Source organism: Yeosuana sp., from assembly GCF_057126245.1.
This window is the reverse complement of sequence record NZ_DBNGMQ010000013.1, coordinates 1-8055: the sequence shown is the minus strand read 5'-3', so window position 1 is coordinate 8055 and position 8055 is coordinate 1. Positions and strand designations below refer to the sequence as shown.

Annotated in this window: 8 protein-coding genes; 1 reads left to right on the top strand and 7 read right to left on the bottom strand. The window is 32.7% G+C overall.

All coding sequences use genetic code 11. The features are described 5' to 3' along the window. Nucleotides 1–178: 178 nt before the first annotated feature. The 7 genes from AC15TD_RS01430 to AC15TD_RS01400 form a co-directional block, all read right to left on the bottom strand. A complete protein-coding gene (locus AC15TD_RS01430) occupies nucleotides 179–886 on the bottom strand; it encodes a BspA family leucine-rich repeat surface protein (RefSeq protein ID WP_484450355.1) in 708 nt (235 codons plus the stop codon). Nucleotides 887–1063: 177 nt separating this feature from the next. Continuing rightward, nucleotides 1064–1573: a lactoylglutathione lyase family protein gene (locus tag AC15TD_RS01425; RefSeq protein ID WP_484450354.1), complete on the bottom strand. Its 510-nt coding sequence runs from the start codon at nucleotides 1571–1573 to the stop codon at nucleotides 1064–1066. Between the two features lie 19 nt (nucleotides 1574–1592). Then, complete coding sequence (locus tag AC15TD_RS01420; protein WP_484450353.1) at nucleotides 1593–2225, bottom strand: NAD(P)H-dependent oxidoreductase; 633 nt, start codon at nucleotides 2223–2225, stop codon at nucleotides 1593–1595. Nucleotides 2226–2258: 33 nt separating this feature from the next. Then, nucleotides 2259–2705, bottom strand: coding sequence for a MarR family winged helix-turn-helix transcriptional regulator (locus AC15TD_RS01415; protein WP_484450352.1), 447 nt, complete (start codon nucleotides 2703–2705; stop codon nucleotides 2259–2261). Beyond that, nucleotides 2705–3127, bottom strand: a complete 423-nt coding sequence (locus AC15TD_RS01410; RefSeq protein ID WP_484450356.1) for a DoxX family protein — start codon at nucleotides 3125–3127, stop codon at nucleotides 2705–2707. The genes AC15TD_RS01415 and AC15TD_RS01410 overlap by 1 nt, the downstream gene beginning before the upstream one ends. 279 nt (nucleotides 3128–3406) lie before the next feature. Next, entirely contained in the window at nucleotides 3407–5080 is a 1674-nt protein-coding gene (locus AC15TD_RS01405; protein ID WP_484450351.1) for a T9SS type A sorting domain-containing protein, read from the bottom strand. A 242-nt stretch (nucleotides 5081–5322) separates the two neighbouring features. After that, nucleotides 5323–6414: a S41 family peptidase gene (locus AC15TD_RS01400; protein WP_484450350.1), complete on the bottom strand. Its 1092-nt coding sequence runs from the start codon at nucleotides 6412–6414 to the stop codon at nucleotides 5323–5325. Between the two features lie 1005 nt (nucleotides 6415–7419). Between AC15TD_RS01400 and AC15TD_RS01395 the strand changes: the two genes are divergently transcribed. Beyond that, nucleotides 7420–8055 (top strand): carbohydrate binding domain-containing protein (locus AC15TD_RS01395; protein ID WP_484450349.1); only part of this gene is annotated, 636 nt, incomplete at its 3' end.

Below are 8055 nucleotides of genomic sequence, written 5' to 3'. Positions count from 1 at the left end.
TGCGGCACAACGGTCTCGACCATGAGTAGTTGTGTGGTATAGCACTTAATTTTGCAGGTACACACCAAGTTGGAAATTCCTGTGGAATTCCCAAAGTAGGCGAGAACAAGCAATTTCTTATAGACATTGTTGTATGCCGTTTTTTTATTTTTTTATTTTCCTTAATATATAATACCATTCAATTATTCGTGTTATTACAATTAGTGAAGTTTGGTTTTGGTTCTGTCCATTTTGGAGTTTTTTCACTGAATTTAGAACATTTAGTGACCTTACTAACATCCCAACTTGATAAATTTATATTGATTTTTGCTCTTCTAAACATCTCATTCATATTTGTAACATTACTTATATCCCAATTACTTATGTCTCCATTAAATTCTGAAGCTTTAAACATAAAGCTCATATCGGTAACATTTTTGACATCCCAGTTACTTATATCACCATTAAAGGGATTATAAACAACACCAAAAAATCCAGCTCCACCACAAAACATAAAACTCATATTGATAACATTGCCGACATCCCATTTACTTATATCGCCATTAAATTCAGAATAATGAAACATATGACTCATATCAGTGACATTACTGACATCCCATTTACTTATATCACCATTAAATTTAGAGCTAAAAAACAGATTTTTCATATTAGTAATCTTAGATGTACAAATGGTCGTGATATCTTTCTTATTTGCAATCATTGTTCTTAATTGTTCTTCACTTATAACGGTGTAAGTTATACCATTAACTTTATCAGAATAACCAATCTCGACATCAGCTAGACATTTAATAGTAACTCCATTTGAATCAAGGTATAATGGGGTGTTCTGACCTATACTAGACAAAGTAATCAGAATTAAGATAAGCGATAGGAATAGTTTTTTCATTTTGGAAGAATTTAATACTGGCTCGATATTCATTTTAATGCGCTACAACGTTTAGTATAATAGTAGTAGCGGATTTAACTGCTGCTACTTTCGAATAACAATATACTTAATTAAAAGCAAAACGGTTTGAATTAAGACCCAAACCGCTATTGCTTTTTACATTGTTAGCTACTATTTTTATTTTGAATAAGCACCTGAAGAATATGTCAATTCATAACTATGCGTGTAGATTTCAAAAACAATTCCGAATGGGTCTTCTACATATACCATTTTATATGGTTTTTCATTTGGATAATATTCTCTTATCGGCATTCTCTGTTTACCACCAGCCTCAACTATTTTTTTAGTAAGATTTTCGATATCTGGGTCTTGAACACAAAAATGAAAAAGCCCTGTGTTAAATGGGTTAAACTCAGGTGCTTCTTTTTTTCCGTGAGGGAACGAAAAAAGCTCAATTCCAATTCCGTCAGAAGTTGACATATGAGCGATTTCAAACTCTTCCCAATTATCCCCAAAGACATCAATGCACATTTGTCCAATTGCGGTATCACTTTCTTTTTTTACTGAAGATGGTTTCATAATTACGTACCATCCCATAATTTCTTGATAGAATTTTACAGCTTTGTGAATATAGGGTACAGTAATTCCAATATGTGAAAAAGCTCTGGGGTAATTATTATTATTCATAATTATATTTTTAAAATTACTATTCAATAATAGTTACTAAATCTTCTGTGCTTTTTCTAACCTTTACAAGATTTACCAACCAATCGTTAGCAGTATCTCTGTAACCAATGGGTAGCATTACTGCACTACGCAAACCTTTCGCTCTTAAGTCTAATATTTCATCTAACTTATCAGCGTAAAAACCCTCTAGAGGTGTTGCATCTACACCTTCGTATGCCGCAGCTGTAATAGCTTGTGAAAACGCGATATATGCTTGTTTAGCAGCATGATTAAAGTTTACTTCTGCATCTTGTTGAGGATACATTTGTAATAACTTTTGTCGGTAGTTTTCCCAACCTTCGTTTTTGAATCCTCTAATCTCGTTTGTTAAATCGAACATATAGTTAATTCTATCTTCTGTATAGGTGTCCCAAGCAGCAAAAACGAGTAGGTGAGAACAGTCGGTTATTACAGATTGATTCCAAGCTATAGGTCTAATTTGTTCTTTAATCTCTTGATTTTTAACTACAATTATTTCAAAAGGCTGTAAACCACTTGAAGTAGGAGCTAAACGAGCAGCTTCGATAATATTGTCAATTTTATCTTCAGATACTTTTTCTCCATTCATTGCTTTTGCAGCATATCTCCAGTTTAATTTGTCTAATAATTCCATTTTTAATTTTTTGATTTATATTTATGTTATTTTTTAATTTTTATCATTAAGAATTTCAATCCATTGGTTTAGTAATTCTTTCAATTGAAGAACTTCGGATAAATTGATGTTTTCATTAAGTAATTTTTTAAGGAGTTCCTCAGGAATCGGTTCGGCTTTATTTTTCAATAGCTTTCCTTTTTCTTTTAACTGTACTATAACGCTCCTTTCGTCTTCGAGTGATCTTTGTCGCTGTATAAGTTCTAGTTTTTCCATCCGTTTTAACAATGGTGAAAGCGTATTGGTATTCAGGAGTAACTTTTCTGTAATCTGATTGACAGAAAGATTATCATCTTCCCATAATACCATAAGTACTAAGTATTGTGGATAGGTAATACCCATTTTTTCCAAATAGGGCTTATATGCTTTTGTGATAAGTCGTGAAACTGAATATAAAGGAAAGCAAATTTGATTGCTTAAGTGTAACTGAGTCTTTTCCATTAGTTTTTAGTTTTATTAGTTTTCCATGCACCCGATGACCATAAAGCCCATGCAATTAGTACAGGTTGAAAAAATAAACGTGTTAATCGAGCTGTATCCGAATTTAAAGCTCCAAAGGCATCTTTGCCATTCAAGTATTGGGCAATATTTCCTGGAAAGATCAAAACAAAAAACAAGGCCAGCGCCCATCCGAATCTTGTGCGTTGATTTTTCCATAAAGCTAATCCAAGACCCAATATCATTTCTATTATACCAGATAGTATTACCACCAAATCTTTGCTCAACGGTACCCAATCCGGCACCTGAGCTTGGAATTCGATTCTATTGACAGTAAGGTGACTAAATCCGGCATAGGTCATAAAAATGGCTAATAGGATTCTGAAAATGTTTTGTGTTAATGTCGCTTTCTTAAGTTTATTCATATATTGATTATATCGAACACGTTTATATCGTTCACGATACAAATGTAAGCCATTTTATTTAAAAAAAAGTATTTTTCGGGAATAATGTTTCAAATTTTAAAAGATGCAGGCAATAGTAGCTAACGGTGAGTATATGCAAAGTAGGCGATTGCGGGATTCAAACGTATCAAACTGTTACAATTTTGAAGCGGGCTACAACCGTTGAATTTACTGCTATTTCGCCTATTTTGTATATATATTGTTAGTGCCAGTTACTATTCTTTACTATTTATATTTGGCTTAATGTTTAATAAATTTTTTAACTGATATTGTGCCATTTGAATTGTCTGTTACTTTTACAAAGAACACCCCAATCGGTAAGTGGCTAAGGTCAATTAATTCAATATTTTTCAAAGCAGGTATTTCCATGATAACAGCACCTTTGAGAGATAAAATTTCAATCTTAAAATCAGCCATTTTAGATGAAATTGTTAAAAAATCTTGAGTGGGATTTGGGTACAATGAAAAGAAATCTTTTTCTACATCAAACTCAACCGTTGTTAATGAGTTGTTCAGCTCTACAAAATCTCCTGGGGTCAAATCTTGTCCGATTAAACCTGAATAATCAGTTGAGTACTTAATAATCTTAAACACTTCGTTTTCCAAATCACCTCCGGCGTTGGATGTTGGAATATCAGATAAATTAATGTCATATTCCATAGGGCCAGATTCGATTGTTGGGCATATGTATTCCCAAACAATTTCTTCATTTGTATCTATTTCAAAAAACCGACCTTTAACAGCTTCGTTTATTAAAGTATTACCATTCGGTAATCGTTGTCCGTTACCCATATTTCTTGTATGAAAATTACTGCCATCGCTGTAAATCCAGTCACTGTTTAGGGGTTCAAATGCCAAGCCAATTTCTGGAACCTCATAATTCCCAAGAGCATCAACATTGGGTGCAACCAATACAATTTCAGATTCAGTGCCACTTCTACCATTATTAATGGCCATTATCTTGCCGGCATCTGGGTAACCTTGAGGAATCCAGTATGCACCATGTACGGCATCAAAAAACTTGGTGGTACCTGCATCATAGGTATTGTGGTTGCCCCAGCGATATAATATATCCCCACCTTTTCCACTATTACCACCTGTGTGTCCAGCTGCTTCTGCAATAGTTGTGCTATGATCTAAAATAATAAATTCATCAAAGCCTGGAATAGTAACAATAATTTGATCTAAAATTGCATTATAATCTAATCCGTTGACATGCAGCCAATCTGGATTTCCAGGGACCTTATAATAGTTAAAATCCATTAGTTGTGGATTGCTGCCTACACCATCAGCAATGTAATTTCCTTCAGACGGATAATCTTCCTGAACCAAATGATCCATAATATTCCACTCCCAAACAATATTATAACCGTTACTACCAACAGGCTCAATTTCTAGTAATCTTTCTGTCAGAATATAGTTTCTCAAACCACCAACTGCACTAGGATTTCGTCCATTCTCAATTGCATCACTAGCTGAAGTTTTAACCCAAGAAGAAGCTAAGAAATGATAACTACCATCGATTTGTTTAATGGGAATAACTTCGTGGTGTAGTATATGTGTATCATCGTTATATTCCATTGACCAACTAATTGAACCATCCCAATTTACCAATTCAATCCTACCATGGGCACCAGCATGCATAGAAAAAGCGGGAATTCCTAAATTGACAGCTCTAATTAATTGTCCATTATCGAGCAATCTGCAATTTTCGACTCTAAAGCCATCGACCTGGGCCCATTCATTGATTTTCCTTCCTTCATTATTTATCAAGTAACTTGTATGATAATGACGTGCTGTAAACAGCGTATAGCCTTCATAGGTTCCAGGATTGTTCATGAGATTTCCAATCGTTTGTTGCGCTGATAATTGGAAGCTCACAAAACCAATTATTAACAATGAAAATAAACGCATAATATTTTATTTTTAAGTTTTGATACCCTAATAGGCACTAACATTTAGTATAAGAATAGTAGCTGACTGCGGTGCACTTTTCTTTTGGATTGCAAGATACTTAATTTAACGAAAAAAACGGTTTGAGTATAGACCCAAACCGCTATTGCTTTTATAGATTGTTATGTTTTGTTGTTTTTTTTAAAACATATTTCGATTTTGTAGCAAATAAAGTAACTGCTGCAGTTCTGAATTTAGTATATTTATTTAGGTGATTGAGCTTCCAATTCATTTAAATAAACAGGGATTTTAGCATCGTGTTTTGGTTTTTTCTGCAACTCTTTTAAAATGTTAATTTGAGCAATTCTTTTAGCATCAGCAGCATCACAAACAATGTCTGGCTTAATACCTACGGCTTCCCAAGATTTTTTGGTAACAGGGTGATAGTAGCGCGTAAAAGGAATAAAAACTGTAAATCCTTGTTTCATTTCAATAGGACTGATTCCATGGCCACCTCCAAGGGTGTTTACTCCAACTATTTTAGCACGGTTATACCCTTGTAAAGAAGAACAAAACATTTCTGCTGCAGAAAATGTGTAACGCCCCGTTAAAATGTAAAGAGGGACGTTTTTAAGTCTTTCTAAAGTGGCTGTAGGAACAATAAAATTATCAGGGTTTGATGAGTTAATTCTCACATCAGCTACAGTTGACCAAGTTTCTTCTTTTGTATCTGTAGCACGAATATAATTAACAGTTAATAAGGTCGGCTCGCTCAGAAAAAAACCAGCCAACATAGCAACCGCATCTGGAGAACCACCGATGTTATCACGTAAGTCAATAATTACAGCATCCGAATTTGCAGCAAAAAGCATTGCAGAGGTAATTAAACTTCCTGAATATGCAGAAGGAATAAAACGGTTAAACTTTATATAAGAAATATTACCATCTAGGTGTTCCATTTTTTTAAAAGCATAATTATCTTTCGAAATATGGTCGTAAGATGAAGGCATCATAAGGCGTTCTCCTGCCGGTTGTGCTGCCATAATTCTAAAATGCTTGTCATTACTCCAAGTTATTAAAATATCAGAAAGATGTTTGGCAAGCGCATTTTTCTCCTTAAAACGGTCAAAATTTCCATTTTTCAATTCTTCCAATAAGTTTTTCTTTAGCATAGGTGCTTTCTCAGCAATAATATAGTTCACAGCAATTGAGTCGGCTAAGTCTTTTACCATTTCATGAACTTCCTTCAGCTCAATAGGTATTGGTTCTATGGGTCCAGATTGCATTCTCATTCTTTGTCCAAAAATTTGACTAATACAAAGAGTTAAGACGATTACTAAATATGCTTTTTTCATTATTTTTGTTTTAATTAAAAAAAGAACAATGTTGTTCTTTGAGGCAATAGTATCTATTAATACGATTAATATTAGTTAACGATTGTTAACGATTGTTAATTTGGGTTATTGAAGATTAATAATAAGAGAAATAAACTCTGCCTTCGTTCAATAGAATATATCGTCATAAAACTTTCGATAAGACCGATTTGTTTAATATCTAATGATTAAGTTAAAGCTATATTGTTTTTGACCTATATTTTTTCCTCTAATAAAACATAACGTAGATATATAGTTACTGGTAACTATATATCTTCTATATGAGCACTAAAAAGTGATTATATCCCGTAAATATTTGAGGTATATACTCCTTTTGTATTTATATTTTTAATATACCCTCAAATATATAAATCTAATTGAAGGTATTTTATGACAAAAGTGATTTGAGCACTACGTTCTAAAATATGGAAAAATTTAATCTCTTATTTAAAGATTTTTTTACGTATACCTTAACTAATAATTAGTTAGGTTCGTTATATATTCTTTTATAGTCTTATACAGATTTTCTTTATTCAATAGAAATTGATTGATAACATAAAGAGATAGGTATAGGTGAATTTACATGGAAACCCATCACATATATACTTTTTAATCATATAAGAAGTAATTGCTTTTAATCTTTTTCCTGTTTCTGGGTGTTTTCCATACGCAGTGAAGAACTCTAATTCTCCTTGATTGTTTTTGCCATACCATAAGTTCTCAGTTCCATCTTCTTTAAAAAAAAATAAAAAACATCTTTACCGATTTGAAAAAAGAATAATTAATCAAATTTGAATTTAATAAGAATTTATCAATAAAACTCAAAGAAAATATTCAACTGTTATTTTCATATTAATTAACAATAACTACTATTTTTTATTGGTTACTTTATCCAAACTGATATCTATCAGTGCTTTATGATAAGCACATTCATATCTTATTAAGCACATTCATATTTCATATTGTTTTTTATAAAATCCTAGCATCATGAAAAATAATTACTGTAGTTCTTATATTTTAGGGATAATGTGCTTAACAATCAGTCTAAGTCAATCCCAAAACATTTTATTCGACGGTGAATTTAGTGAAACCACTGAAATAATTCTATTTGAGACCGGTACACCACCTCTAAATCAGTGGGCCTACTGGCTGGATTCAGTAAATGGCGTTGCAGCATACCCAACAGTTGTTGAAGGCGTATGTAACTTTCAAATATTTAATCCAGGATATAACACTTGGGACGTTCAATTAGCGCAATGGGGATTTTCTTTAAATCAAGGAAATTTATATCAACTTTCATTTAAAGTAAAGGCGGATGAATATCGTTCCTTTGGTGTTTTTTTGGGAGAAAATGGAGGGAGTTATACTAATCTAATTGGTTTTGATAACTATTTTTATGACGCCACAACTGAATGGCAACCTATAAGTATTGAGTTTGAAGCGACCTCTGTTTTTGATCTTCACAAATTAAGTTTTGAATTAGGTACTAATGGCACTACTATGTATTTTGATAATATCGAATTAAATGATTTAGGCCCTGCTCTACCAAAGAAAATCGTCATTGCAGGTACTTTTCAGGACGAACTGGGTTGTTACAGTGACTGGGACCCAAATTGTGATTAT